This is a genomic window from Shewanella sp. Shew256 (assembly GCF_002196695.1).
GTDB lineage: Bacteria > Pseudomonadota > Gammaproteobacteria > Enterobacterales > Shewanellaceae > Shewanella > Shewanella mangrovisoli.
In genome coordinates this window covers 218464-244831 of record NZ_NAJR01000002.1, presented here as the reverse complement: position 1 = coordinate 244831, position 26368 = coordinate 218464, and the positions used below count along the sequence as shown (strand labels likewise).

General features: G+C 47.0%; 24 protein-coding genes, 1 pseudogene and 1 riboswitch. Of the genes and pseudogenes, 13 read left to right on the top strand and 12 right to left on the bottom strand.

Annotated elements, in window-relative coordinates:
• Window positions 1-16: 16 nt before the first annotated feature.
• The gene (locus tag B5P39_RS03970; RefSeq protein ID WP_088210546.1) at window positions 17-295 is read right to left on the bottom strand and encodes a hypothetical protein; all 279 of its coding nucleotides are present in this window, start codon (window positions 293-295) and stop codon (window positions 17-19) included.
• A 240-nt stretch (window positions 296-535) separates the two neighbouring features.
• Between B5P39_RS03970 and B5P39_RS03965 the strand changes: the two genes are divergently transcribed.
• A complete protein-coding gene (locus B5P39_RS03965; RefSeq protein ID WP_217895738.1) occupies window positions 536-865 on the top strand; it encodes a hypothetical protein in 330 nt (109 codons plus the stop codon).
• 659 nt (window positions 866-1524) lie between these two features.
• Here the strand turns inward: B5P39_RS03965 and B5P39_RS03960 are convergent.
• The 6 genes from B5P39_RS03960 to B5P39_RS03935 form a co-directional block, all read right to left on the bottom strand.
• Window positions 1525-3225: a toxin-antitoxin system YwqK family antitoxin gene (locus B5P39_RS03960; RefSeq protein ID WP_088210545.1), complete on the bottom strand. Its 1701-nt coding sequence runs from the start codon at window positions 3223-3225 to the stop codon at window positions 1525-1527.
• A 9-nt stretch (window positions 3226-3234) separates the two neighbouring features.
• On the bottom strand, window positions 3235-5472 hold the full coding sequence (locus B5P39_RS03955) for a hypothetical protein (RefSeq protein ID WP_088210544.1): 2238 nt from the start codon (window positions 5470-5472) through the stop codon (window positions 3235-3237).
• A gap of 771 nt (window positions 5473-6243) precedes the next feature.
• A complete protein-coding gene (locus B5P39_RS03950) occupies window positions 6244-6546 on the bottom strand; it encodes a heavy-metal-associated domain-containing protein (RefSeq protein ID WP_088210543.1) in 303 nt (100 codons plus the stop codon).
• The gene (locus B5P39_RS03945) at window positions 6543-6860 is read right to left on the bottom strand and encodes a hypothetical protein (RefSeq protein WP_088210771.1); all 318 of its coding nucleotides are present in this window, start codon (window positions 6858-6860) and stop codon (window positions 6543-6545) included. Before B5P39_RS03945 ends, B5P39_RS03950 begins: the two co-directional genes overlap by 4 nt.
• A gap of 16 nt (window positions 6861-6876) precedes the next feature.
• Entirely contained in the window at window positions 6877-8016 is a 1140-nt protein-coding gene (locus tag B5P39_RS03940) for a transglutaminase domain-containing protein (RefSeq protein WP_088210542.1), read from the bottom strand.
• Window positions 8017-8264: 248 nt separating this feature from the next.
• On the bottom strand, window positions 8265-9536 hold the full coding sequence (locus B5P39_RS03935) for an amino acid permease (RefSeq protein ID WP_088210541.1): 1272 nt from the start codon (window positions 9534-9536) through the stop codon (window positions 8265-8267).
• Between the two features lie 256 nt (window positions 9537-9792).
• On the opposite strand from B5P39_RS03935, the gene B5P39_RS03930 reads away from it, so the two are divergent.
• The 3 genes from B5P39_RS03930 to B5P39_RS03920 are packed head-to-tail and all read left to right on the top strand — an operon-like array spanning window position 9793 to window position 12193.
• Entirely contained in the window at window positions 9793-10176 is a 384-nt protein-coding gene (locus B5P39_RS03930) for a RidA family protein (protein ID WP_086903343.1), read from the top strand.
• 20 nt (window positions 10177-10196) lie between these two features.
• A complete protein-coding gene (locus tag B5P39_RS03925; protein ID WP_088210540.1) occupies window positions 10197-11471 on the top strand; it encodes an L-cysteine desulfidase family protein in 1275 nt (424 codons plus the stop codon).
• Between the two features lie 41 nt (window positions 11472-11512).
• The gene (locus B5P39_RS03920; protein ID WP_088210539.1) at window positions 11513-12193 is read left to right on the top strand and encodes a helix-turn-helix transcriptional regulator; all 681 of its coding nucleotides are present in this window, start codon (window positions 11513-11515) and stop codon (window positions 12191-12193) included.
• Window positions 12194-12270: 77 nt separating this feature from the next.
• Here B5P39_RS03920 and B5P39_RS03915 read toward each other — a convergent pair whose 3' ends face one another.
• Together B5P39_RS03915 and B5P39_RS03910 are read right to left on the bottom strand one after the other, a co-directional pair.
• Window positions 12271-13869, bottom strand: a complete 1599-nt coding sequence (locus B5P39_RS03915; RefSeq protein ID WP_088210538.1) for a hypothetical protein — start codon at window positions 13867-13869, stop codon at window positions 12271-12273.
• 200 nt (window positions 13870-14069) lie between these two features.
• On the bottom strand, window positions 14070-14984 hold the full coding sequence (locus B5P39_RS03910) for a DUF368 domain-containing protein (protein ID WP_011626843.1): 915 nt from the start codon (window positions 14982-14984) through the stop codon (window positions 14070-14072).
• Between the two features lie 237 nt (window positions 14985-15221).
• On the opposite strand from B5P39_RS03910, the gene B5P39_RS03905 reads away from it, so the two are divergent.
• The 4 genes from B5P39_RS03905 (at window position 15222) to B5P39_RS03890 (ending at window position 18154) form a co-directional block, all read left to right on the top strand.
• Window positions 15222-15716: a hotdog fold domain-containing protein gene (locus B5P39_RS03905; RefSeq protein ID WP_011717831.1), complete on the top strand. Its 495-nt coding sequence runs from the start codon at window positions 15222-15224 to the stop codon at window positions 15714-15716.
• A 114-nt stretch (window positions 15717-15830) separates the two neighbouring features.
• Complete coding sequence (locus B5P39_RS03900; RefSeq protein ID WP_088210537.1) at window positions 15831-16268, top strand: nucleoside deaminase; 438 nt, start codon at window positions 15831-15833, stop codon at window positions 16266-16268.
• Window positions 16269-16413: 145 nt separating this feature from the next.
• A complete protein-coding gene (locus B5P39_RS03895) occupies window positions 16414-17658 on the top strand; it encodes a DUF418 domain-containing protein (RefSeq protein ID WP_176399855.1) in 1245 nt (414 codons plus the stop codon).
• Window positions 17636-18154 carry a DUF1294 domain-containing protein gene (locus B5P39_RS03890; protein WP_176399854.1) on the top strand — a complete coding sequence of 173 codons (519 nt, stop codon included), beginning with the start codon at window positions 17636-17638 and terminating at the stop codon, window positions 18152-18154. Before B5P39_RS03895 ends, B5P39_RS03890 begins: the two co-directional genes overlap by 23 nt.
• Before the next feature lie 8 nt (window positions 18155-18162).
• Here the strand turns inward: B5P39_RS03890 and B5P39_RS03885 are convergent, their stop codons facing one another.
• A complete protein-coding gene (locus tag B5P39_RS03885; protein WP_088210535.1) occupies window positions 18163-18771 on the bottom strand; it encodes a TetR/AcrR family transcriptional regulator in 609 nt (202 codons plus the stop codon).
• 250 nt (window positions 18772-19021) lie between these two features.
• On the opposite strand from B5P39_RS03885, the gene B5P39_RS03880 reads away from it, so the two are divergent.
• Window positions 19022-19501, top strand: coding sequence for an HPP family protein (locus B5P39_RS03880; protein ID WP_088210534.1), 480 nt, complete (start codon window positions 19022-19024; stop codon window positions 19499-19501).
• 130 nt (window positions 19502-19631) lie between these two features.
• Here the strand turns inward: B5P39_RS03880 and B5P39_RS03875 are convergent, their stop codons facing one another.
• Complete coding sequence (locus B5P39_RS03875; protein WP_088210533.1) at window positions 19632-20960, bottom strand: short-chain fatty acid transporter; 1329 nt, start codon at window positions 20958-20960, stop codon at window positions 19632-19634.
• A gap of 220 nt (window positions 20961-21180) precedes the next feature.
• Here B5P39_RS03875 and B5P39_RS03870 point away from each other — a divergent pair, with 220 nt between their 5' ends.
• From B5P39_RS03870 to B5P39_RS03855, 4 genes and pseudogenes are all read left to right on the top strand, one after another.
• Complete coding sequence (locus B5P39_RS03870; RefSeq protein ID WP_088210532.1) at window positions 21181-21651, top strand: FKBP-type peptidyl-prolyl cis-trans isomerase; 471 nt, start codon at window positions 21181-21183, stop codon at window positions 21649-21651.
• 216 nt (window positions 21652-21867) lie between these two features.
• Window positions 21868-22125, top strand: a pseudogene (locus tag B5P39_RS25160) (DUF4062 domain-containing protein); the annotation flags it as partial.
• 234 nt (window positions 22126-22359) lie between these two features.
• Window positions 22360-22896, top strand: coding sequence for a hypothetical protein (locus tag B5P39_RS24870; RefSeq protein WP_254915687.1), 537 nt, complete (start codon window positions 22360-22362; stop codon window positions 22894-22896).
• 32 nt (window positions 22897-22928) lie between these two features.
• Window positions 22929-23198, top strand: a complete 270-nt coding sequence (locus B5P39_RS03855) for an FKBP-type peptidyl-prolyl cis-trans isomerase (protein ID WP_254915708.1) — start codon at window positions 22929-22931, stop codon at window positions 23196-23198.
• A gap of 70 nt (window positions 23199-23268) precedes the next feature.
• On the opposite strand, the gene B5P39_RS03850 is transcribed toward B5P39_RS03855, so the two are convergent.
• Window positions 23269-25875 carry a glycosyl hydrolase family 18 protein gene (locus B5P39_RS03850; protein WP_088210530.1) on the bottom strand — a complete coding sequence of 869 codons (2607 nt, stop codon included), beginning with the start codon at window positions 25873-25875 and terminating at the stop codon, window positions 23269-23271.
• A gap of 108 nt (window positions 25876-25983) precedes the next feature.
• Window positions 25984-26072, bottom strand: a riboswitch (cyclic di-GMP riboswitch).
• Between the last annotated feature and the right edge of the window lie 296 nt (window positions 26073-26368).

Genomic DNA, 26368 nt, shown 5'->3' with positions numbered 1-26368 from the left:
ACTACTCCTTATATTATTACTTTCTATTATTTTTGAAATGCTTGTTTTTTCGTGCAACAGTTAATATTGTATCGCCGCTTATAACAACATAAACCCCAATTATTTTTGATAACAATTGCTTTGCAAACTGATGGCCAGGATAATCATTAACCTCCCGACAAGAAGACTTCGTCATGAGATATATTTCACAGCCTTTATGATATTCACAGCATCCAAACTCCATGACCAAATCGACCATAAATTGATTTACTCCACGTTGACCCATTCTCTGAATCGCATGTGCTGATGTGTTCATGTTAATGCTCCAAATGTGATGACACTTAAAACTATAGCCCTAGGAATAATTAATAAAACATCCATTTTTTCATATAGATAAATGATTTACGGCCACACAATTGGATAGCAATATGAACATAATTATGGATATATTTATCAGTTCACATGGATATAAGTATGGCCTTAATCACTACGCTAATATCAAAATATTAAATTAATATTTTAAAACAGATAGTTAAATGTAAACCTGAAAGTGTAATTGAGAGCATTTCTGCATTTCGGTAGCGTCTTACATGCTGACGGCTGCTATGCACTTACTGACCATGGCAGTAAAACGGATTTACTTATCTCAGATGGCAGACAGTTTTATCCTATTCAGGTAAAGTCACTGCAAACCAATGATGAAAATACTGAAGTGGATGCCCAATGGCTGAAGGATAAGATTGACTATGTGCTGTACTTTTCTCGCGTAGGGAACTGGGGCTACATTACCCCACCTTTCCAAGGACGTGTAAAACTGAATCGTAAAGGGCATATTCGGTTTCACCAACATCCTAAAAACTTCAATACAATGTTCGCCCAAATTTAGGGTAATTTTTATGCAAAAAGTTTTTAGGTACATTAATAGGTGCATTAATTAGCTTTTAAATCAACAATATCATTTAAAATCAGATGGATACGATTGAAATTCAGATGACGCCGCCCCAAATAAAACAAGGACTTAGCAGAAATGCTAAGTCCTTTTTCTTTTCAGTGTCCACCGATTGCCCACACAGATTTACCAATGTCCACAATTGCTGTTGCCAATTGCTTAAAATCTACGAACAGCGCAACAACGAAATCATTTCAGATCTTTGCTCCTTTAACTCCCCCTAGGAATGACGCTGGTTGCGCCTACGAACTGCAATAAACCAAAACTGAAAAAAATTTAAGATACAAACCGTGCAGAAGGGGGAGCAAGAGTGCGAATTTCGTGGCTTAGTTTCTCTATTGCGCTGGTCTACGTACCTTACTGTGGTTGAGCAGTGTTTTGTCTGTGTGGTTTTTTATGGACGCGGGTTCAATTCCTCATTATTGGAATTAAACACGCATTGATTTAGATGTGGTCACATAGCCGCACATGACTACTCAAGAGAGATATTTCGATTGGAAGGCGATTTAGGCAGAAAGAGTGTAGCTCAAATCCAAACTGACCGCGGCCCCTAAAAATGGGCTCAGCCAGTTTAGATCTGAGCGAGTACAGATACGTTATTGGCCCACATCGACACCATTTTGATAATGGTATTCGGATGAGACTTCGCCGTTTAAGTAGTAAACCAGTTTGCCGTGTAACTGGTTATCGACATACTCTTCGCTTCGCTGCAGGCTGCCGTCTTCATTGAAGCTGTAGCTTTTCCCTTGCAAAAGACCCTTATTATCGTATTGCATCGTACCCAATAAGTGGCCGTTAGCGGACATGGCTCGCCACGGTCCCACTTCGTGCCCCGCTTGGTACTGGCCGTGCCATAACTTCACCTCGCTGTAACTGCTCTCGTCTTGCACTAACCATTTACCTTCACGCTGGCCGTTAACATACTGGCCTTGGGCTTGCAGTTGTTTATCGAAGCCTCGCTGTACAAAAGCGCCATGCAACTTATCGTTTTTATAAAACGCTCGATACATTACCGTGCCGTCGGCGGCGATATCGCTCTGTTCGCCGTTGAGCTGCCCTTGCGAATTAAACTGTTCGATACGCGTCGAATCGGGATTTTGGCTCACCCACTTTCCGACCTTTACATCCGATTGATATTGCCCAGTGACAAAACTGCCATTTTCGGCGTTATCTTCACGATATGCGCCGTGCATTTTGCCTTTACGGTAATTTATCCGCCTGACAGAGCCATTCCAGCCTGCGTCAACATATACCCCTTCGTAGCTGCCTTTAACTCGCTCTTCTCGTTCAAGCAGCGAGCCTGTGGCATCAAAGCGCTGACGCAGACTCCAATCTTTTACGGTATCGCGCTGATATTGATAGGTTAACTTTCCACTCTCATCGAAGCGCTGCTCGTTGGTAATATGACCTTTAGCAAGATATTGGGTGTCAAGTTGGGAGGTTACATGGCCCGCACTCGCATAGGTCATATCCTGAATTTCACGGCCATGAGTATCGTATTTCTGCTGCTGCGTTAATCGCCCTTGCTGATCAAAACGTTGCTGGATACCCACCAGCTTATCATGCTGATAATGTTCAATTTCTCGAGGCACATCAGCGGCATGATAAACCAACACTTCACCGTGTAATTTCCCCTTAAGATAAAACTCTTTAGTGAATAACCAGCCTTCTTTTGTCCAATAAAGGCGCTCGCCTTCTCTTTTTCCCGCCACCATATTCACGGTTTGCTCTGGCTGACCATTGCTATGGAAGCTTTCATATAGACCTTCCATACCGTTAACGCCATAGGTGACTCGTGTTTGCAGCTGGCCATTGTCGAAATAACTTTGTGCTAATCCGGACTCCACACCATTCGCATAATGTTGAAGGTCGCGTAATTGACCATTGGTGTGATAACGTTTTTGCTCACCATGGAGCCTACCATTCAGATATTGGTACTCACCCGAGCGTGTTCCATCTTCCCAGTAATACAGATGCGTTCCCTGATAACGCCCTTGTGCATCGCTACATCCCGTGCGAGAGAGTTGACCATTGGGGTGATAAAATTCGAAATCACCAACAATAGCACTCTCCGCTAAATAGGGGCCGTTAACTGTCCCTTTAAAAACGGGTTTATCTGTCTCTACATAAAAAAGCGCTACTGGCCACACGCCCTCTTGCTCAGTCGCTAGCTGTTTCTGGTAATAAATCGCTTCACCTGGCACCTCGCTAGGCTGCCATTGTTCGTCGAGTAAGATGCGATCAGCCAACACATTACACGACAGAAATAGGGCAGATAATAGTAATAAGGCTCTCATATCAGTTCCTTAAGGCAAGGCTGGGAATGTAGTAACCCACTGTTTATTAACGGGCTCGCCGCTAACCTTCAGGTATTCAATCGCCTGCACTCGCCCTTGCAGCTCAAACCAACGGTCTTGATGTAGCACTTGCTGTAACGGTCGTTGATAAAAATCGTCGCGTTCAGCCGGCATAAAAGGCGCGAGTGGAATGTTCTGCGCATTTAAAAAACGATAATGGCGCATCACCTCGCCTACGGTTTGCGTGGTATCGAGTTCAGGTAATTGAGTGGTATCAATCAGCCAACCTTGCTTAGGTTGATACGCAAGCTCATGCCATTCGGGCGTACCCGTACAGCTCAGGGCACTGCTGATTTTAATATCGTAAAAATTACGACGGATCCCATCGGCACTGGTGAGTTGATATAGGACAGTCTTCTCAAGATGTTCCGCCATACTGTTTTCGGATTTGATCTGCGTCCATTGCAAGCTGTGGCCGTCAACTTGAGGCGCATCCACCACAGCTAGCGAGCACACGGCGGCTTGCTCGGCGCTTAACTGTAGGCTTACGCCATACTTAGCCACCATTTGGGGTTCGAGTAAGGCGGGATCCGCAGCTAATGTCTCTTGCGGCGCTTCATTGTAGCGCGCATACATATCATCACGGTAAAGCGTGCGCTGATCCACTGGGGGATAAGCGACGTTCTTCATGTAATCCATCATAGGAATAAAACGAACATTTTTAGTCAGCTCGCTACTCTCATCCGGTGTATTCACATAGATGGTTAGCGCCTGTGGCTCGGCCGGAAAACTAAAGAAGGTAGTGGGTTCAAATTGCATCGATGCAGCTAACCCCAACATATTCCGTTCGGCTGCGGTTAACCAAGCAGGCCCTTCTACCGACGGCGATTGGTACTTCATCATGGCACCTTCGGCACCGTCAAATCGCCCCGCTAACCAAGATTTATGGGTTGGATCGCGTGATGTCAGCACATAAGAAAAAGGCTTATCGGGAATGGGGGCAAATTCCAGCTGTAAATCTTTATACTGCAAAGACACCGTTTTGTTTGGATCAGGTGTTAATGCCAGTTTAACCAGCTTGGCGCCCTGATAGTGGGCCTTAGCACGAAACTCAGTCACTTGGGAAAACAGCTCTGAGGGCTCATTCCAGCCGACGAGTAACTGTTGCTCTACGGATTTATAAAAACCATCCTTCTCTGCAAAATTAAAGCGATAAATCTTACTGAGTTGTATCGGTAAAATGCTGCCATCGGCACTGTGCGCCGTAATATCAGTTAGATGAAACTCTCCCGATGCTTTTAAACCTGAGAAATCATGCTGATAGGTAAGGCTGAGTTGGTCATCATAAAGGTCAAAGTAACCCGCATCGTAGGCAAAAACCGCCTCTTGGGTTAAGGGTTTATTGGCCTTTTCAAGTGATAATTCGGGCTGTTTTTCATACTCGCCCGGTGGGAAATCGTAATCAAAAGCCACTCGCTGCGACAAGTCGCCCAGCTCACGATCCTTAGGCACCATAATCACATTGCTGCGCATCGTTCCCTTAAAGCCGTAACGCTCAAAGGGCACCTCAGCCACTAGCCCCATCTGCACTAGCCATCCTCTGTCGCGCTCGAGCATCAGTTGGCCATATATTTTGGCTTGCTCACCTTCGCTTTCCACCTGAGCCAGAACATGGGTGTCAGTGACCTTTAACACGGTAAGCTTTGAATTTGCATGGCCTTGATAGGCCGGAAGCATCACCACAGCCCCCACTTCAGCGGGTATCGAATTAATAAAAACCGATGAGCTAAAGAGCTTTTTAAGTTCCTGCTCGAGCTCAAGGCCGCGCTCTGCCAGCATGGCTTGCCAGGCGGGTTTATTTAATGCGCTAAATTCTTTAACGCTGCCATCGTCTAAATTTAATGAAAATTCAAAGCCCTGAGAGAAAATTGCATGCATTTCGGGATTTCGCTCAGCCCGTTCGCCGCTGCTCACGCCACTCCCTTGGCCATCTTGCATTTTCATATAATCGACGTGCACTTCGAAGCGGCTATTTTTACCCGTCTCGAGCACCTTATAACGCAGTAATTGATGGGATGTGGTGTCCACCGTTTCATTACGACCACCTGCCTCGACCGAGATGCGGGCAGTGCTATAGACTTGATACGCGCGCTCATCACCTTTTTGTGGCTTAAACTCCACATCGACATCGCCAAATGAGCAGGCAGATAATAGAAAACATGTAACTACGCTAACCAAATACTTCATGGTTATTCCCTGTAACTGAATATTAAAACGCCGCATTATGCCCGTTAATCGAACATAAATACATTTTTGAGGCGATTTTTATCGGAATATCTATTTGAGAGAAGCATATTATTGATGGAAAATGAGCGCGATTTCGAATTCAATCTGCTCTGTTCTGCAGTAGGAATTCGACGGTAAAAATAGCTCTTCGAAGTATCCCAAAATAGGATTACAACGGCTTAAAATGGATAACATTCGATGACGACTGTAGCGACTAACTCACCTCAAAAAAAGTAACACAGATGTTAATAAAATAATAATCACATATATTCATTAATAGTACTAAGAATACCCATTGCAAGCTCAAATTTCAGTATCGAGACAAATACAATTAAACATTTAAAATCATAGCGATACCTTTAAGCACAAATATTCATCTAGTAAGCATGCCATTAGATTCTTTCCTTATTCAAACGCGTTAACTCAAGGGTATCGATAAGATTCAGGCCCTCATAATTAATTACTGATTTTATTTGTGCCAATAATAGAGCAAGGTCTACATCGCATATTACTGCTGGCAGTGAAATTGCCAGTATGGCGACCTAGAGACTTTATTCAGTCAAAAGTAGTAATTTGGTCAGCATTAACCATGGCAGAGTGAGTGAATGAAAAACTCAATATTAATATTGTTCTGCTTAATAGAATCCAGCACCTAAGAGTCGCAAACAAAAAAGCACAACCCAATTAGGTTGTGCTTTTTTGATTAAATACCGAAATTGTACTTAATCAATATCAGCTCTGCTTTTCGACCTTATTGATAGTGCCTTTATAGCCAGTGGCGTCGACGGCGGTAATCAACTTATCGAGGTTAAAATCATCGGCGACTGTGACCACGGCCTGCTCGGTTTTCAGGTTCGCCTTGGCTTTGAGCACCCCATCGGTTTTGCGCAGCGCCTGATTAACGACGGTAACGCACAGTGGGCAGGTCATGCCTTTAACATCGAGTGTCACCTGCACGTTATCCGCCCAAGTGAATGGCGTAAATCCCAACGATGTAATGAGCACGAGTCGTGTAATACGTGATAGTGGCTTCATTCGAACACCTCAAGTAGCCAAGGTAAAACAAAGGGATACAGTTGGAACGCCAGCACAATAGGCACAGTCAGCCAATAGGCGAATAGCATTTGTCCTCGACTAAATGTACCGGTACAGAGCGGCTTTTTCGCAAAGTACAAGCGCCAAAAACCTAGCATAATTAGCCCAGTTGATAGGAGCAACATGGGTACTTGTAACCAAGCTAAGCTCGATAACCCCGACAGCCCCGCCGCAGACACGCCAAACACTAAATAGATTAAGGGCGCAATGCAGCAAAGGCTAGAGGCAACCGCCGCAACAACGGCGGCGGCGATGGTGGCAAGCAGCGGTTTAGCGCTGCTCGCTTGACTTGTAGTCATAGGCGAAGACTTTTGGCTCATAGTAATTAACAGGATCGCCGTCCACTTCGGCATAGGGATAACCAAAATTGTTCAGTGGAGTCTGCTCCGCCACGGGGAATAAGTCAAAGTCGCGGCCATAGTTAAAGCCAACCCAATTCATTTCCCAGTTACCAAATAGGTAATCATTCACCGCTTGTACCGCAGGGTCGCTATGCTCCTTCTTCTCGGTGAGGCGCATTTTAGTGACATCCGCAGGATCGGCAGGTAACCAACCATAACCCGCAAGATAGAACATGGCACGGCAGTGTTGACCCCCCGTCACATCGGCAAAGCCCTTATCGTCGGCGCTGCCAAAGGCTTTTTTGGAATAATGGCCCATCTTGATGGCTTGGCCTAGGCGAATACCAAACATTTCACGGGCAGGCACACCGACTGCGCGCATCAGCGCCACAAATACTGAGTTGATATCGGTACACTTGCCGCCGAGTTTGCCACTTTCAAGAATGGCGGCCACATCGCCACTGCCACAACCGATAACATCGTTATCGCGGTACATGTTGGCGCTCACCCAGTTGTAAATCAACTGTGCTTGCTTGAGCGGCTCGGTTTCTTTACCCACGATCTTATCCGCGGTTTGCTTCACGATACCATCCACAGGCATATGCTTGGTTGGCTTAAGGTAAATCGCGACGTCGGCGGGATACTCAGGTTTAGCTGGCGCGCGGTAATGGCTTAACTCGCCACTTTTCACCGGTTCCCAATCTTGGGTTTCAATCACTAATTCTAGCGTTAGGGTCATCTTGCCCTTGGCATCGGGCCAAGTGGCAAACAGGGTTTTAGCACCATAGTGGTTATTGGCACTGATATAGGCGTCTTGATAAGTCCCGCTAAAGTTAAGTTTTTCAACCTGCTGGAAAGCTGTGTTTTCAGGAAGTGGCACCCATAACTTCACCACGCCCGCAGAGCCTTCTGGCGCGACGAGCTGATAGGTATTGGTTAAGGTAAATCGGCGGCGACCACAGGTTTTATCGGTCATCGCATGGGTTTGCGTCGACGCCGCTAACACTGGCATCACGGTTCCCGCCGCCGACAGAATGGCTGCACCCTTCAAAAAATCACGTCTTTGCATTAGGCATTCCTTAGTTTGATAAGCATTAGAAAAAAAGATACCACTAAAGTAGTTGCCAAGGATTATAGAAAGTTATCGATCCGGCACAATCACCAAATTTCATCCAGCGCGAACAGCATGACAAAAACCACTACTAGCGCACAATGAGCCTAGTAAATAGCGGGGAAATTAAGACAATTTGTCTCAATAGAAGCCAAAAAAACAGGTACAGCACGACTGCTATACCTGTTTGTAAAGGAGGTAAAGCATTAACTAAAGGCAAGCAGAGGCGAAATACATAGCAATAAGCCAGTAACAATAATGATATACAGCGACACCCCTTTATATTTATGCAGCGCAGGCACTTGATAGACCAAATAGGCAGGGATCAAACAACCCACTAAACCGAAGATAGGACTGCATATAGAGGTAAAACTCAGCACAGGGGCATTTAATACAATCGCGCCCCACGACAGTAAAATGGTAAAGATCATGATGCCGTAACCCACTAACGACTTATTGATCCGCTCCTCGGGCATCACTCGGCGCAGCATATTCATGGTCAATCCCTGACACGCCTCTTTAAAGCCTAAATACACACCAAAATACGCCGTCATTACCGCAAAGATATTTAAGGTCAGGCTAAGCAGTTTTAAGGTTTGCCCTGGCATCCCCTGGGCCACCATGGCTAAGGCGGAGATATTTTCATGGGAGGCGCGCACCGCCTGCTCATGCCCCATGGCTAGGGTAAAAGATACGGCGTAGAAAAACACCACCACAAACAGCACTCCAAAGGCAATGTTCATCGCGCGCATCGCCTTAAAGCGGGCAACGGCAAGGGATTTTTCTCGCGAGCGGTAGGAGATCACCATAGGACTTAAACTTTGGATAAATAGAATCGATGTCAGCGTAAAAGGCAACATCACAATCGCATCCTTTAGCCAATCGCCCGTGCTGGGTACGCTACCGATGTTATTGATATCCCACTTATCGACCATCATTAACCCGAGCACTGCTACTACCCCAAGCTTTGTGAGCACCATAAAAGTGGAGATCTTAAACAGTAGGTTTTCACCCCGAGAAGCCAATGCGACTAAACCGCAGATCAGCGCTAAGCCATAGAAGGGGTTTTCAGACAACAATGACGTAGTCGCACCAAAGCTTTGTAAAAAGGAGGCGCTATCGTTAGTGATGGCCGTGGAATACACAAACACCCAAATCACCAACATAATGAAGTACAAGCCGCCGAGTAAGATGCCCCAGTTTTTGCCCAGATACCCCGAAATCACACTCGGGTAATCCTTACATTCGGGCGACTCGGCCAAGGTATTGATAAACAAACGTTGAAACAAATACATAGCGGGATAACCAATCACGCTGGAGAGCAAAAACACCCACAAGCCCATCAAGCCCACCTGCACTGGCAAAAATACGATCCCGGCCCCAATCGCCATGCCGATACTCATAATTATCCAGCCCCAATCCGTACTGTCGAAGCGGGTATCCTCTTTCCATTGTGCCGCCGTTAGCCTTGCATCCATATCTCATCCTAACCGAGTTGATGTTATTTTTTTGCAAATATATTTGAACAAAACAAACTCAGCAAACAAAATGCTCAACTTTTGTTGAACAAAGTGTCGTTGCTCACAATTCGGTCCAAAACCCGCTAAAAGACGCATAAACTCGTCTTTACGGCATGAAACATTAAAAAATAATTGCAACCAAACCAAAATATGCAAATAATATTGCACATAGAAATTCGACAGCATTCAATTTTATTTGCAGATTGGAGAGATAATGAAAAGCATCATTCATGCAGAACGTGCCCCAGCCGCCATTGGCCCTTATTCCCACGGCACGAGTTATGGCAACCTGATTTTTACCTCTGGACAACTGCCTGTATGTAAAGAGAAAGGTGGCGTTGTCGATGGCGGGATCAGCGAACAATCGGTGCAATGCCTTGAGAATCTGAAATACGTGATTGAAGCTGGCGGTGGCAGCCTAGAAACCGTGCTTAAAACCACCTGTTACTTGAGTGAGATCAGTGACTTTGCCGCCTTTAATGAAGTCTATAAAACCTATTTCAAAACCGACTGCCCTGCCCGCAGCTGTTTTGCGGTAAAAGATCTTCCACTGGGTGTCAAAGTGGAAGTTGAAGCCATCGCCCACGTTCACGCATAAATTGGTAAGGTTGTAGCCCGATGAAACCTTTATGGCAGCAATACATTCAGATTATTAACCAAGTGGTTAAACCCGCCTTAGGCTGTACCGAACCGATTGCCGCAGCCTATGCGGCGGCCGTGGCCCGTACCTTATTACCGGTAGCTCCCGAGTCAATTGCGGTGCAAGTTTCTGATAACTTATATAAAAACTCGATGGGCGTTTATGTCCCCGGTACAGGAAAAATCGGCCTTGCTATCGCCGCAGCCGCAGGCGCGCTTGCAGGCAATGCCGATGCGGGATTAGAAGTCTTGGCCAACGTGACACCTGAACAAGTGGCACAGGCGCAAACCCTTATCGATGCGGGTAAAGTGAAGGTTGAACGTACCGAGACCGACGAATTTATCTATTGCTGCGTGAGCTTAACCGCAGGCGAACAAGAAGCCATGGTGAAAATCTGCGGCGGCCATACCTTAATTGCCGAGAAGCGCTTAAATGGTGAGTTAGTCTTTACCGCCGATAGCGCCCAAACCAAGGCCACAGGCTCAATCTGCGACGGCGTTGATATCAATATTGAATCGATTTACCGCTTCGCCCAAGAAGTGCCCTTCGAAGAAATCCAATTTATTCTTAAAGCTTCTGAATTAAACAGTAAATTATCTGATGAAGGCATGTCCAAACCCTATGGCTTGGAAGTCGGCCGCACCATGAAAAACGGCATTGCCGCAGGGATCATCGGTGAGGACTTACTCAATAAGATTGTGATGCTCACCGCAGCGGCTTCGGATGCGCGTATGGGCGGTGCCAATCTGCCCGCCATGAGCAATTTAGGCAGTGGTAACCAAGGAATTGCAGCGACGATTCCTGTAGTGATCACCGCTCAGTGTTATAAAGTCAGCGAAGAGAAACTGGCTCGCGCGCTGATCATGAGCCACCTTGGGGCGATTTATATCAAGTCCCACTATCCGCCGTTATCGGCATTCTGTGGCAATACGGTCACCAGCGCCGCAGCCTCTATGGCCATGGTGTATTTAGCGGGCGGTAGTTTCGAACAATCTTGCTTTGCGATTCAAAACGTCATCAGCGACAGCTCGGGCATGGTCTGTGATGGTGCCAAAGCCTCCTGCGCCATGAAGGTCAGTACCTCATCGAGTGCGGCGGTTCGCTCCTTCTTAATGGCGCTCAACAGCCAAAACGTTTCAGGCCAAGGTATCATCGCCAAAGATGTTGAGAAAACCATTAAGAACATAGGCAAGATGGTACTCAATGGCATGTCATCTACGGATGTCACTATCATTAACATCATGTCTGAATAAGACGGTTATTCCTGATAAGCTGCTGAAAAAGGCCGAATATTGTGAAATTGCAAGACTTAACCCAAAGCGATCTGGATATACTCAAGTCCATCGAAAATATCGTCGATGGGATTGCCGCCATGTATGGCCAACATACAGAGGTCGTGCTGCACAGCTTAGATGCTAAGCACCCTTCAGTGGTCAAAATTGCCAATGGTCATGTCACTGGCCGTGAGGTCGGTGCGCCCATCACTAACCTGGCCTTGCTTAAGCTCAAAACGGGTCAGGATATTTCCAACTCTTACCTTACCAAGTGTGCCAACGGTAAGACCTTACGTTCGATAACCACTGTTATCCGTAATCCTAAAAACCTGCCGATTGGGCTGCTGTGCATCAATACCGATATGGATGCGCCGCTGCAATCTGTACTGCGCACTATGATGCCGGAGCAGCTCCTCGGCAGCGAATTGACCAGTTCGCCCGAGGTGTTTGCGCGCAATATTGATGAGGCGCTGCACAGCACTATCGATAGTGTTAACCACGAGGTGCGTGCGAATCCTGCGATTTCTCCTTCACAAAAGAGTCGTGAAATTGTCAATCAACTCCATGAGTTAGGGATTTTCGAACTCAAGGATAGCGCCCAAGTGGCCGCCACTCGATTGGGGATTTCAGTGCATTCCATTTACCGCTATTTGCGTGAAATTAAAGCCAATCAGGCAGAAAGCGACAAAAGCCTCGCTTAAAGATAAAGGGCTAAGATATTCATCTTAGCCCTTTGTTTTTATTAGCTTGCTAGCTTCAAATGGGGTTACTCATTAGCTTAGAGCACATTGCTCGTTCTACCTGTTACATCCCAAGCCTGTACCGTACCATCGTCCATGAGGGCAATCACATCCAGCAAATTACTGCGAATATCCCGCATGTGACTCAAATCAACGGCTTGCTTATCTAGCGTCACCGCGGGATCTTCCCGCATCCATACTGCAATCGAGCCATCTTGGCGTTTAACCGTAAAGCCTAACCCCGTAGGGAAAATATCCGTTGCTTGAGTTATGTCAGTTTTGGGGCCAGAGTGGCCATCAACCACAGTGCCATCTTGCTTTAAAAAGGCAAACTCACGTTCATAGGTCACCACTTTGCTCACCTGAGTGACCTCTTGATAACGCGGCTGGTTTTCTGCCAATTCCCATCCTTCCCAAGCGATAGCCGTATTATCCCTACGTAACGCGACAAATCCTTCATCAAAGGGATAAACCTTAAGCACGCTTTGTAATTTATCTTTAAGGACCGTCGTATCAGCACCATGATATTTACTGCCCCAAACGATAAGTTGACGGCTGATGGTTAAGGCGGCAAACGCGTCATTATTGGCAAAAATATCAATCACTTTATTGGCACGATTTGGGCGAGATAAACGAGCAGGGAATGGCACATCATACTCAGTTAACTCCCCTTCCCCCCACGCATAAACACTACCGTCAGCCAGCAGCGCTGCAAAACCATTTTTGGAAGCAACAACTTTCACGGCAGGCGCAAGCTGGTTAAGCTTTGCCACTTGCTCACGACCTTTTTGCTCCGCTCTGACCTTACCCCACGACACCAATCTGCCCGTCGCTGTCATAGCGGTAAAAGCATTATCGTTAGCATAGAGGAGTTTCACATTGTTAAGCGCTGAGGCGACTTCGTGACTGTCGCCACCGTAATCCGCCAGCCCCCATGTCACGACTGTTCCATCCCGTTTTAAGGCGGCAAAAGCGCCATGGTTAACAGAGACAGACACGACGCCCGTCATCGCAGGCGCTGCGTATTGACCAGAGCCTAGCTCGGCAGTTGATGCATCTTCAAAAGACCAACTGACGACACTTCCATCTTGCTTAATGGCAGCATAGAGCCCCTTAGCCACAACAAATTCGCGCACATCATGCAGTACAGGTCTCACTCCTCGAGTCCAAGGTATAGTTTCATCCCCCATTCCCCAAGGGATCAGTTTGTGGTCATGGGTTAACGCGGCAAAGCCGCAGGTATCCTCTGCCGCATACAGTTGTTTTACATTAAGTACAGGCTCGGCGGCGTTATTGCTATCGCCACCACACTCGCCATCACCCCATGTGACTACAGTACCGTCTCGTTTGAGCGCCGCAAATGCATTGAGATTGCTGTAGATTTGACTCACATCGGCTAATTCTGCAGGCATAGGGATTTTGGACGAAGTCTCGGCAATCTCACGGTTGTTTGGCTCATGAATCAAGACATTATTCGCTAAAGCGGGTGTTCTGTGAGCCTGAATAGTGTCAGAAATTTGCTGCTTTAACTCTGGGGATATTTCAGAATCTTGTTTATCTATGATTAAGTTAATCACATGACCTAAGGCAAAAATGGCTAGCGCCACGCCAACCCAGGGAACCTGTTTTTTTTCCACAACTATATCCTTATCGTAACTGCAAACTCTCACTGAGTTTAAACGGATGTACAACATCGACTGCGTGCACTCTGAGGCGCGATTGTAACTTAACGGACCAGCAAAATAACATTGCCCAAAAGTCGAGGACATTCCATTGGCCTTAAAACATAAAAGCAGCGAATATCGCTGCTTTTATTCATATCATCCACAGGATTGGCTTAGTCCCGTTTACCGACCTTCTCTAAACCCCAAACTAAGGCGATGGCCGCCAACATACACACCACAGCTAACATCAGCTGTGAAGGTTGGCCCGTCACTTGTTCAAAATTCAGCGGCGAAATATTTTGCTCCAATAACGGCACTTGTTCACCGTGTGAGTTAGTACGCCAGGTTAAGGTTTGTTTCCAAGGCCAAATTTTACCTAAGGTGCCGAGCATCAAGCCCGTGAGAAACACTACGGTCGCATCATGGTATTTACGCAGCAAGGCCGAGAGTAAATGGCTAAAGCTTAAAATCCCCAGCAAAGCGCCTACGGCAAAACAGGCCAAGATATCGATTTGGATATTTTTTGCCGCCGCGAGTACCACAGGATATAAGCCGAGCAATAATAAGATAAAACTGCCCGAAATCCCCGGTAATACCATGGCACAAATGGCAATCGCACCGCCGAAGAAAATATTTAAATAACTGGCCTCGACCGATACTGGGTTTAGCACTGTGATCACCCAAGCAGCCAAAACTCCTAAGGCGAATAATCCCAAACGCGCCAGCGTAAAACCACTCACCTGCTTAAGCATGTGCACCACAGAGATGATGATAAGGCCAAAGAAGAATGACCAAATCGGAATGGGATGGGCCACCAGCAACCAAGAAATCAGTTTAGCGAAGGTAAAAATACTGGTTAGGATCCCCGCCAACAAACTCAGTAAAAATCCACCATTAATATGTTCAAACGCGCCTTTAATCCCCTGCGATTTAATCACGCCCCAAAGTGAAGGATTAATACGTTTAACGCTTTCGAGCAGGGTATCGAGAATCCCGGTGATAAAGGCAATAGTGCCCCCCGAAACCCCAGGCACCACATCGGCGGCACCCATGGCCATTCCCTTAAAATAGGTCAGCAAATATTTCACTGTGAGTCCTTGTAGTTAAATCATTATGACGTGTCATTGATGACAAATTTGTCGTGATTATACGGTGTTAGCGTAAAAACCGCGAAATGAAGTTTACTTAATTCGGCCGACTGGCATTTAATGTTATCCCAATGTTACACTCATCCGACCAGAAAGAAACAGACACACCGCTAAGCATTAAAAATATCAGCAGCCCAAGACTAACACCTTAAGTTTGCACTCCGATGAAGGATAACCATGAGCCCTAACGCACAAACCCCAAACGCTAAGCCTAATAAGGTTCTCGCGCTTTACCATAAAACCCAAGGCTGGCCCTTTGGCCAAAAAATCTTCTCCATCATGGTATCACGCATGGCGCCTTATTTTGGCACCATCAAACCACTGATCACTGAATTGCGCCTTAACCACTGTGCTTGCCTGATTAAAAAACGTCATGCCGTTCATAACCATATAAAAACCGTGCATGTTATCGCCATCTGTAACGGCTTAGAAATGGCGATGGGCGTGATGGCCGAAGCATCGATTCCGGCCCACCTGCGTTGGATCCCTAAGGGCATGAGCCTAGATTACACCGCCAAGGCGGGCAGTGATATTTTATGTGTTGCCGAAGTCACGCCAGAGCAGTGGACGCCCGGCGATATGTTGGTGCCCGTTACCGCCTACGACACCCAAGGCGTGGTGGTCGTGAAAGGACATATCAAGTTATGGATTTCAGAAAAGCCGCAGAAGTAAGCCAAGGCACATCAACCCAAGCTTAATCATCAATCGAAATCACCACTTAGGTTGTCTTGCTCAACGCTTGCAGGCTGCTATGCTAAGCCAAACAACCTAAGACAGGGGATCGAGATGGATGAATTTTTACAGGCCGCGATTGATGAGGCCAAACAAGGACTCGCCGAAGGCGGTATCCCCATTGGCTCAGTATTAGTGATCGACGGGAAAATTGTCGCCCGCGGCCATAACAAACGCGTGCAGCAAGGCAGCACCGTGTTGCATGCCGAAATGGATTGCCTCGAAAATGCCGGCAGATTGACCGCCGCCGATTATCAAAAGGCCACGCTCTATTCAACCCTTTCCCCCTGCGATATGTGTAGTGGCGCGATTTTACTCTATGGCATCCCTAAGGTGGTGGTCGGTGAAAATGTCACCTTTCAAGGACCAGAAGCCTATGTGCAGTCCCGCGGAGTAGAGGTAACAGTGGTGGACAATCACGAGTGCAAACAGTTGATGCACGATTTTATCGCCGCCAAGCCACAGCTGTGGAACGAAGATATTGGTGAATAGCCAATAGCTTTCAAAGCGATCCACGCGCCTAACGCTTTAATTAGTTGAGTGTTCATTGGTTTGAGCGCCTGTTAAGCTAGCGCCTTGTATTATCAACTCGAATCACGCCGAGCAGACTCGGTTCATTATCCCCAATAGCAAAAGGATGCCTGCTATCAAACCTATCACTCAAGCTGCCAAGGATCCTTGGGGAAATCCCATCGATGCGACTCACACGCCCCATCTGCCTATCCCAATTGGACGTAATGCCAACCTCGATGCCATACGTGGGTTAGCGGTATTGGGGATATTTTTTATGAATATCTATTTTATGGGGATAAGCTTTTATGGCTATGCGCCCCATCAAATCCCATTGCTCTCGGACCAAGTGCTCGAAGCCTTTAGCAATTTCTTTATTGAAGGGCGCTTTATCAGCCTGTTTTCCATCTTATTTGGTGTCGGGCTTTATATTCAGTACCAACGGTTTAGCGATAAAGGTTTATCGGCCTATTCGCTGTTGCGCTCACGCTTGAAATGGTTGATTGTCTTTGGCTTGATCCACGGCATCATTATCTGGCCCGGTGATATTTTACTGACCTATGGTATCAGCGGCTTTTTAGCACTCTGCTACCGAAATGCCAGCATCGCCGAGTTAAAACGTAAGGCCAATATTTTTATTTTCAGTTCGTTAGTGGTTATCTGCTTAATCAGTATCATGGGCAGTGACGAACTCTTTACCCGCGAATCGCCCTTATTCACCGAACAATACAGCGCTTGGACATCGGGTTATGCCAATCAACTGCTGCTGCATGTCATGCAGGTCGGTTACATGGCGCTGGTCATTCCCTTCACCTTAATGTGGTTCACGGGCGGACTGATGCTGCTCGGAATGGCGCTCTATCGCCAAGGTAGTTTCGAGCAGGGATTTGAGCGTAACACCTTAATTAAGCTGGTTTTAGCAAGCTTAGTGCTCTCCGCCCTAGATACCCTGCTGAGCTTGACTCAAAACCCAACATTGGTGATGTTTTCGGACATCATAGTCATGCTAAGCGCTATCCCTACCGCACTGATTTACATCCATATATTGGTTAAAATCTGCCAAAACCGCTCGACAGTGTTAAGGCCTTTGCAAAATGTAGGCAAACTCGCCTTTAGTCTGTATATATTGCAATCCATTGTCGGTGTGTTTATCTTTCGCCACTTTGCTCCCGAGTTACTATTAACCCTCGATAGGGGCGGTTATATGGCGATAGCGCTGGGTTACTCTCTGCTGCAATTAGTACTCGCAGGTCTGTATTTACGCTACTTTAATCAAGGGCCACTCGAAAAACTCTGGCGCCAGCTCGCCTTTAAGTCAATCAACGCTAGTAGCCATTTGAACTCGAACAATGAACAACAAAAGAGCCAGTAAAACGCCTTCCGCTCCAGTACATGAACGAAGAGCGACTCAACAAAGAGTGAATCAGCGAAGAGTGACTAAATCTAGAGCCACAGAACCAAGAGCCGCGAAATCAAAAGTGGCAAAACCCAGAGCCGCGCGCTCGCGTCAGAGTTCGATGCCTTTATTATTAGCGCTTGTTTTTCTGGCCATGCTAATCGGCGCCGCTTGCTGGCATATGCTGCCTATCGCGATTGTGGGTTTATACCTGCTGCTGAGTTTATGCACCTTTATCGCCTACGCCTTCGACAAATCGGCGGCGCGTAAAGGCCGCTGGCGCACCAAGGAAAGCACCCTGCATCTGATGTCTATCCTGGGTGGCTGGCCCGGCGCACTGTTTGCCCAGCAGCTACTACGGCATAAATCGGTCAAAGCCGCCTTTCGCCAACTGTTTTGGCTCACGGTCGTGACCAACTTAGCACTGCTAGGTTATGGCATCCAAACGGGCTTCATGGATAGATTGATTTAACCGTCACCCTAATTCGTTTCTATTTCAATCAATTGCTCGATAGCTTTTAACGCTTGCATAGCGGCACCTGTGTCGCCGCGCAGCTGCGCCGATACGATGGCGCCTTCCTTCAATAGGCATAGGGTATCGACAAGATAAGCCGCTTTTGCCTCGGACAAGCCCAAGGCCGCCACTTGCTGACCCATTAAATCTGCCACCCGCTGTTTATGCTCGGCACATAAACGATGCACTGGATGGCTAGCATCGGTAAATTCGGCACTCACATTGATAAAAAAACAGCCCCGAAACTCACACAACTGCGGCACTCTTTGATTAAACCAGTCATCGAGCGCCATAAATAACGCGCGGATCCCCGCCTTACCCACCTCGGCCGCCTGCACTCGCTCGCTTAACCATTGATAAAACACTTGGTCGCGGTACAGCACCACGGCTTCGACCAACTCATCCTTACTCGCAAAATGATGGTACAAGGTTTTTTTGGCAATCGCCGACTCCTGCAAAATCTGGTTAATGCCCACCCCATGTACGCTCTGAAAATAAAACAGTTTAAATGCCGTGGTGATCAGCTGTTGACGTTTATCTAAGGGCATATCTGACAAGACTTCGGGTTGCGGCATATCGCCTTCCTCTGCAATTAGGATTTAAACGTATCTTCTCACAGGTAGACAACTCAGTCTACTCATGCAATGATATTAAGTAGACAGATTGGTCTACCTATTGAAGATTCAACACAATTAAGTGCAACGCGGCCACCTGGATGGAGTCAACGGGCAACCCAACACTGCCCGCCAAAGCCGAAGCCATTGATATTCACCATATAAACCACAGCCCTTGCGCGATAGCCAAGTTGGGCTCAAAGGACACACAATGAAAGTGATAAGCCAACCACAATTAAAACCGGCACTGCTCGCAGGCATAGGAGCCATGTTATGTATCAGTGCCCTAGCAAGTTTGGAGCAAATGAGTTCGCAGCTGTTGTGGCTGATGGCCCCCTTTGGTGCCACTATGGTGATTTTATTTGCCCTTCCCGATAGCCCATTGGCACAGCCAAGAAATATTGTCTGCGGCCACCTACTGACCAGTCTGATGGGACTTATCATCCTCCACAGTGTAGGCGTCTCGCCGCTAAGCTTAGGATTAGCCGTAGGGGCGGGAATTGCATTGATGATGCTCACTCACACAGTGCATCCTCCAGCTGGAGCAAACCCGCTGGTTATTATGCTGACCGCACAAGGGTGGGACTTTTTATATTCGCCAGTCGCCAGTGGTCTAGTGCTGATCCTGTCCTTTGGCTGGCTGTATCATAATCTGCTGTGTCGACGCCCCTATCCGCAGAAATGGTTTTAAGCTGCGTCAAAACACTAAAACCTAAGCGTTTAACGCATTTGGGCATGAACTGGATAAAGAAGAGAATAAAAAAGTGCATAAAATAAAGGGCAAGTTAGATTGCCCTTTATCAAAAACCGTAAGCTTTCGTTTAAAACCAGCTTAGGGCGATACTGATAATCACCCCGGTTATCAGCAACTGCATTAAACAGAACCCCATGATATCCCTCGCCTTTAATCCGGCTATCGCTAACACTGGCAGCGCCCAGAAAGGCTGGATAAGGTTAGTCCACGCATCACCCCAAGCCACAGCCATAGCAACCCGTGCCACATCGGCGCCCAAGGCTTCGGCCGCAGGCAACATAATCGGTGCCTGCACGGCCCATTGTCCGCCCCCCGAAGGCACGAAAATATTCACAATCCCGGCACTGATAAAGCTCCAAAATGGCAGACTTTCAGCGCTGGCGATGGCCACAAAACCTTCGGAAATACTCTGGGCTAACCCCGATTGCACCATCACCGCCATAATGCCAGCGTAAAAAGGAAACTGGATGACGATACCCGCGCCGCCTTTAATGGCTTCGTTGAGACTCAGCAATAGACTGCGTGGCGTTTGATGTAGCACTATGGCGAGGAATAAAAATAAGAAGTTGACTAGGTTAAGGTTTAAGCTGCCGCCCTGCACCGCAAAGTAATAGCCTAAGTAAACGAGTCCCGCGCCGCCCACGCTCCAACCGAGTAAGCGACTGTTTTCTAATTTATCCGCTGGACGAGTCGTATCATTCGTTAACTGTGCCGCGTTATCGTCTGCGCCCCCATCCTCAAGCGCCTTAGGATCGACATAAATACTGTCTTTCTCTTCGGGCAGCATAAAGCGGTTCACCAATGGCATCGCCACAAACAAAATCAGCACTAACAACAGGTTAAAGCTCGCGAAGATGGTCTCGCTGGTGGGAATAATACCGATTTGTGATTCAGAGAAATGCCCCGCCGTGGCAATGGTTAGCGGAATAGAGCCCGCTAAGCCGCCATGCCAAACCACAAATCCCGAGTAAGCACTGGCGACCAATAAACGGTAATCTACACGCACTTTACGCGCTAAGGCCTTCGCGAATAAGGCGCCGACCACTAAGCCAAATCCCCAGTTAATCCAACTGGCGGCGAGGGAAACCAGCGTTACTAAGATAATCGCCTGTGGCGCCGACTTAGCAAATCCAGCGATGCCATCGAGTAATTTCTTAATCGGTGGCGAGCTGGCAAGCATAAATCCCGCCACCAGCACTAATAGCATCTGCATCGAAAAACTCAGCAGGGCCCAAAAGCCATCGCCCCAGTAATTGATGACTTCGAGTGGGGTTTTCTGCTCAGCCACCACGGCCGAAATCAACACCACTAAGGTTAAGAGCAAGACAAAGATATAAGGGTCGGGTAAATAACGGTCGACGAGTTTGACCAGAGGTTTTGCCGCTTTGGTTAACATAAGACTGTCCTTGTTTATTCTTCTTATCTGTTTTTATTGAGTTTTTGTAGAGTCTAATGCCACAGGTTAAGCGATCTCTAAAACGGGATAAAGCCTTTAGCCGTTTTAAAAAGTGAGAAAATGTAACGCGGATCATCCAGTACCGCGCCAAACCGAGGCGCTAGCCACTTCGGCTAAAAAACTGATAATATGGCCAAAATTGACTGAGGTGCTCCTTAAAATGAAAATGTTACTTGCCGTTGTTGTGATTGCTGGGGTGATTTTTTACTTCTTTACCTCGATGAATAACCAAAAAGCGGCCCAAGAAAATATCCGTTTAGGTAATGAGTTTTTAGCGCAAAACAAAAACCAAGAAGGGGTGAAAACAACCGCCTCGGGATTGCAATATCAAGTGTTACAGCAAGGCACTGGCACGGTTCATCCTAAGGCGAGTGATACAGTGACTGTGCATTACCACGGCACCTTAATTGATGGCACTGTGTTCGATAGCTCGGTCGAGCGCGGCGAGCCCATAGCCTTCCCACTCAATCGCGTGATTAAAGGCTGGACTGAAGGCGTGCAACTGATGGTCGAAGGTGATAAGTACCGCTTCTTTATCCCAAGCGAACTGGCCTATGGCAACCGCAGCACTGGCAAAATTGGCGGTGGTTCGGTACTGATTTTTGATGTTGAGCTAATCAAGATTAACTAAATGTATGCTCTACAAATGGAGGCCTCCAATCTCAACGGGGGCCTTTTTATTTGACTTAATAAGTTAATCCAAACGGATAATTTATCAATTTAGCCTGTACTATAAGCCACTTAGCTCTTATTCACTTCAAACAATTGTTGACACCTCTCGCCAATAGTTTAAACATAACCCTAATCACCTCGATATTTTTAGACTTCAGTTGTAAAGGATTGCACATTGGCCATTCCCAGAGTATTCATCAGCTCCACCTGTTACGACTTAAAGCACATCAGAGAAAATCTGAAATACTTTGTTAAAACTATAGGTTACTAGCCTGTTCTATCCGATGATGGTGATGTTTACTACAGTGTCGATAAGAACACACATGATGCTTGCCTTGCGGAAGTCTCAACTTGCCAACTGTTTATCTTAATCATAGGTGGGCGTTATGGTGGTGAACATAAAGATAAAGAAGGCTCTATCACTAACAACGAATATCGTGAAGCGGTTAAAAATAAAACGCCAATTTTTGCTTTGGTTGAAAGTGCAGTGTATTCCGACCATTACACATACTTATCCAACAAAATAAGCAACCCTGATTTCTACGAAAAAATCACCTATCCAAGCATAGATAACATCAAAATCTTTGGTTTCATTGACGAAGTTAGAAAAAATAGCCTTAACAATGCAATAGTTTCATTCAACGATTTTTCTGATATGGAAACATATTTGAAGAAACAGTGGGCAGGTATGATGTATGACTTGCTCGCGGAAAGAACCAGAAACGGTAATGCCAAAATAACCAATAGGTTAATTGATGATCTGACAATAGCTGCGAAGAAATCTGAAGAGTTAATCAAGGTATTACTTAGAACAACTGATGCCGAACAAGTAGAGGATAAAATTAGCAAGATTGAGTTAATAGCTAAAGCTAGAAGTTTCCCAAATTGGCTAGCAACTTTGTTCGACTCAAATATCATATCAGCATGGAGTGCTGACGAACTTCCTGACCCCAAAGAACACAAATATTGGTATGAATTTTTGCTTGCAACAAATGATTTCGTTACTACTACTGATGTTAAAAATGGTATAGAAACTTATTACTTACATGATAAAGCAAATACTTATATTGAACTTGGACCTAAACTTGACTCAAAGAAAGACGATCCTATTTTCCGTGAAATCCAATTAGCGTTTGAAGCGTTACAACAAGTTGACCCAGACATACAAAAACCAATATTAGAAGAATTAGTTTTTGGATTCTAATCATATTTTTACAGAAGATTTAACATTGCAGAATAAGTCATATAAAAAACTGTAGTTGTGTTTTTAGCGGCACCTTAATTGATGGCACTGTGTTCGATAGCTCGGTCGAGCGCGGTGAACCCATTGCTTTCCCACTCAATCGCGTGATTAAAGGCTGGACTGAAGGCGTGCAACTGATGGTCGAAGGCGATAAGTACCGCTTCTTTATTCCAAGCGAACTGGCATATGGCAACCGCAGCACTGGCAAAATTGGCGGCGGTTCGGTACTGATTTTTGATGTTGAGCTGCTAAAGATTAATTAATCTGACGCTGTAATCCTTAATAAAAAACCCTGCATTGCAGGGCTTTTTTAATGTATTTAATCCCTATCGACTAAGGGCAAGACGCCGCGCCGATATCCGTCCATACCGCAGCGACACCGGGGACATCTCCCTTAGTCCAGTATTTGGCTTGCCACTGACGACCGTTATAGCTGGTGGTTGCTCCGCCGTTGTAGGCGACGCCCGCATCCCAACCTAACTCGACCTGACTCAACAATTGCCATTGATCGGCGGTTCTTGAAGGTGTGTTACCTTGAGTCCAGTATTTCGCCTTCCAAACCAGTTGGTTATAACTCACGGTATCACCCGTGTTGTAAATGCTTGTCGCATTCCAGGCGGGATAGTTGGCCGCATTGGGGTCAGTTGCGTCACATTGACCGCCCGTCGCCTTGGGCGTCACGGTTAAGGTTAAGGCTGCACTGGCATCTAAGGCACCATCGGAAACCAATACGCTCAAACTGTATTGGGTCGATTGAGTAACAGCTGGCGCCGTCACCAACAGTGTGGCAGTGTTTTGTCCACTCGCCGCCACGCCGCTGGGCACTGTCCATGCGTAGGTGAGGCTGTCGCCATCGGCGTCGGTTGCCGTCGCGTTAATGCTCACCGATTGCCCCGCTTCAACCGTTACACTCGCTGGCACAGTCACCACAGGCGCTTGGTTTGCCGTCTCGGCCTTATGGGTGAGAGTCACAGTGTCGGTTGAAGATAATCCTTCGGGATCTGTGACTTGCAGGCTAAACACATACACCACATCCGAGGCCGCCTCACTCAGTTGCACCACAGCATTGGCCATATCCGCATTACTCATACTTAAGCTTGGGCCCGAGACTTGGCTCCATTGATAACTCAAGGCGCCGTTTTCAGGATCCCGCGACGCACTGCCATTTAACGTGACATCCGCAGTGCCCGTTACCGTGATATCCGCTCCCGCGTTGGCAATCGGCGCTTTATTCGCTGGTGGCGTGGTGCCCTCACCATGACCTAAACCTTCGTGCATGGCATTGAGTATGTCGCCATTATCGGCATCAATTTCCCAGGCGAACAAACCACCGAGCTGATTGGCCAGCACGTATTGGCCCTTGGCTTTAACAGAGCGTGCATCGTCGAAGGTAATTAAATCGCCCGTCGATGCATTAAAGACCGATGGCGCTTCGGCGGTTTCATCATAGGCATAGCTCCAACCTGCACCCATATAATCCTTAGCAATCTGGCGATAATCCACCACGCCCGCTTCCCAAGTGCCCTTCACTTTGCCCGTGGCGGTGCCCGTGAAAGGATTGTTACCGCTATAACCATTCACCCCAGTCCAGCCGCGGCCGTACATAGCGGCGCCGACCACAATCTTACCCGGCGTCACCCCTTGAGAGAGCAACGCTTTTACGCCTTTGTCCGTGGTGTAACGGGTATTAGGATCCCAGCTCGCCTCATAGAGATTGGTTTGATGTCCAAGCTCAGTATTGGTCCAGCCACCATTAAAGTCGTAACTCATCAGGAAGATGTAATCCATATATTGCTGCGCCGCCTGATAATCGACCTTAGCAATCTTATCGCCGCCCGCACTGATGGCCGAGGTCAACTCATAGCTGCGTCCGGTTTCGGCGCTGAGCTCATCGAGCATCGCCCGCAGTTCACGCATCAGGGTGACATAGGTTTGGCCGTCGTTGGCATTCCCTAAGCTTGGGTTAGCACCACTGCCGCCAGGGAATTCCCAGTCGATATCGACACCATCGAAGAACTTCCAAGTTTGTAAAAACTCCTTCACTGAGGCCACAAAGGTGTCGCGCTTGGTTTTATCCCCTAAAAAGTAGAAGGGATCGGAGAGTGTCCAGCCACCAACGGAGGGGAGGATCTTCAGATCGGGATAGGCTTGTTTTAACGCCATCAATTGACCGAAGTTGCCTTTGTAGGGATCGGAATACTCACTCACCCCCGCCTGCGGCATTTGCACCGCCGCCCAAGGGTCGTGAATCGCCACTTTAAAATCGGCACGGCCAGCACAGGCGCGCTGCAATGCCTCAAAGCTACCTTCGATTTCCTTTAAGCTGTCGTTGATACCATTGCCACCACAAATCGGGGTAAAGCCATATAAAATATGGGTTAAGTTTTGTGCAGGGATCTTATCGACGGGGAATTTACGTCCATAAACACCCCACTCCACAAAGTAACTTCCCACCACTTTGCCGGATTTATTCGCATAGGGACGATTGTTTTCCTTCAAAGGCGCATTAAGTGGCAGTAAATGGCTGCCATCGGTATCGGCGACTAAAATTTCCCTCGCATCACTGGCACTGCAACCTTCGTTATTACAAAGCTGCACGCGCATTTGGTAGCGCCCGCCCTTATTGACCTTGAAATTGGCCGTCCCCGCCGCACTCGATGGACCTTCCCATGCCACATTTCCATCGAGTAATACCTGCGCCTTATTACCGATGTCGCCGTTATATAAGTTCCACGTCACGGACACATCGGCAGCATCTTTAACCGTCACTAATTGGTTATAGGCTGAGGCAGCTTGATTCACCTCGATAATGGCAAACTTGGTTTCCCCCCAACCTAACGTCGGTTTACCGGGGAGCGCTGCAAAGGCTTGAAAACTGGCAGCGCAGGCCAGCACCGAGGCCACCAGCATCGCCGAGGTGGAGATTTGAGTCTTAAACATGAGATTTCCCTATTGAGTAAGTTATGCATCAATAAGGCAAACAAAGCGTAGACAGGAAACAACACTCTTAAAACCATGTGCGTACAACGGCAGCATGAAGAAACAACCTGTGGTATCCCCGCTATCATAGGTACAAACGAACCCTTAGACCGGAGGCTTTGCGTCCCAATCTTTCGATTGGTTTGCCTTTTACACTAATGACAACGTTGTCATTACGTTAATTAGCATATGCCGCGATAGCGTTAAATTGCAACTAAATATTAACAAACAGGCCGTTGTACCGATTATCAACGCAGGATTGGCTTTAAAGAAAGGTAGAACTATTGAGTTCAAAAAATAAGCAGTGAATTGTATTTAAAAGGATTGCTTAAACCATAGAGTCGTATCATCGACTCGCGTTGCCAATAGGAGAGACAATAAAAATAAATCGAAAGTCTTAAGAAAGAGGTTATGCAAGACGCCGCTCGATAACTCGTGCAAACAAAAATGCGGT